General features: G+C 62.6%; 1 protein-coding gene and 1 pseudogene. Both read right to left on the reverse strand.

The window, feature by feature from the left end; translation table 11 throughout:
• Window positions 1-236: pseudogene (locus EOD07_RS33265) on the reverse strand (WD40 repeat domain-containing protein); the annotation flags it as partial.
• Window positions 237-808: 572 nt separating this feature from the next.
• The gene (gene xth, locus EOD07_RS33280) at window positions 809-1,582 is read right to left on the reverse strand and encodes an exodeoxyribonuclease III (RefSeq protein WP_127238244.1); all 774 of its coding nucleotides are present in this window, start codon (window positions 1,580-1,582) and stop codon (window positions 809-811) included.
• Window positions 1,583-1,761 lie beyond the last annotated feature (179 nt).

A 1,761-nucleotide genomic window follows, 5' to 3' on the forward strand; every position in this document is an offset into this window, starting at 1 on the left:
ATCTCGGCGTCGCGGCCGAACAAAGGGGCGGCCGGATCATGCCTGGCGGCGCCCGGCAGCAGGCCGGCGAGAAACAGCAGCCCGGCAAGGACCGACAGCAAGCCGGCCACACCGAAGACTTCCAGGCGCGCCATCGCCGGCGGCTTGCCGCCCAGCGCCGGATAAAGCTTGGCGAAACAGGCAATGCCGACGACCAGCATCGCCAGCGCCAACAGCCTGTCGGTCGATCTCTTCATCGGTCTTCCCCCCGTACCTTGCGGCCGCCGCTGCCTTGTCACATGCGGCAGTAGGCCGGCCCCGGTATCTTAGCCGAGCTCGCGGCCAAGGCTAAGTGCAAGAGATCACACAGCCCCGCCGTCGATATCTTTGGCATCCATTTCCCAGCCGGCGCGGTCGCCCACTATTGGGTGCGGTTGTATCAGTAGAGACTATCCCCAGGAACAGAACAGCTCGCTACAGCCGGTTGTTGACAGAAATTGCTCATGTGAGATTATCCACTCGGGATTTTTTAAGGAGAGCAACCGCATGAAGAAGACTTACGAGAAGCCGATTTTGGTCCGCAAGGGCAAGCTTTCGACGGTGGTGGCAGGTTCTTTGCCCACGGCGGGCTGATGCTGAAATCCTCGGTGCTTCTGCAGCATAAACCGACGAGGAATGCATAATGAGAAAGACTTACGAGAAGCCGATTTTCGTCCGCAAAGGCAAGCTTTCTGCGGTGGTGGCGGGTTCGCCGCCGCCTACGCCCGTATAACTGGGGCACCAGAACCTGATCCTCAATAATCCCCGCCACGGCGGGGATTTCTGTTTCTCACCTCAACTCCACCCAGACCGGCGCGTGATCGCTGGGGTTTTCTCCTCCCCGCACCTCACGGTCTATCCCCGCCGCTTTCAGTTTTCGAGCGGGCTTCTTCGACAACAGGATGTGGTCGAGCCGCAAGCCGGCGTCGCGCGGCCAGCGGTTCCGGCGGTAATCCCAGAACGTGTAGAGCCGCTCCTCCCTGGGAAAGACCTTGCGCAACGCGTCCGTCCAGCCCTGGTCGATCAGCGCGGCGAAGGCGGCGCGGCTTTCGGGCTGCACCAGCGCGTTGTCGTCATAGGAGCGGGTTTCATAGATGTCGCGCGGTTCGGGCACGATGTTGAAGTCGCCGGCCAACACCACCGGCAGGCCGGTGTCGATGAGGTCGCCGGCATGCGCCGCGAAGCGCTTGTGCCACGCGAGCTTGTAGTCGAATTTCGGCCCCGGCTGCGGATTGCCGTTCGGCGCGTAAAGGCAGGCGATGACGACGCCGTCGACCGCCGCCTCGATGTAGCGGGCCTGGCGGTCGGCATTGTCGCCGGGCAGCGCGTCGCGTGTCAGGACAGGCTCGGCGCCGCGTGCGAGGATCGCCACGCCGTTCCAGGTCGGCTCACCCTTCCACACCGCGCCATAGCCGGCCTTGGCGAGCCTCGTCAGCGGGAACTGCGTGTCGCGACATTTCAGCTCCTGCAGGCAGACGACATCGGGTTTTGCCTTGGCGAGCCATGCCAGAAGATTTTCCAGCCGGCTGTTGATGTTGTTTATGTTGAAGGTGGCGAGTTTCATGTTCGGATGCCGAAGGCGCCCCTCGCTTCGTCATCCTCGGGCTTGACCCGAGGATCCACGCCGTGACGCATGCCAAGGAATGCGGCGGAGAAGAATTTTGCACCGTCGCAGCGCTCGTATGTAACGGCATGGATCCTAGGGTCTGCGCGCGTCGCTTCGCTCCTTGCTTCGCCCTAGGA

Source organism: Mesorhizobium sp. M2C.T.Ca.TU.002.02.1.1 (assembly GCF_003997225.1).

Coding starts and splice junctions, on each gene's coding strand:
- xth (WP_127238244.1), bottom strand. CDS start 1,582: ATGAAACTCGCCACCTTCAACATAAACAACATCAACAGCCGGCTGGAA.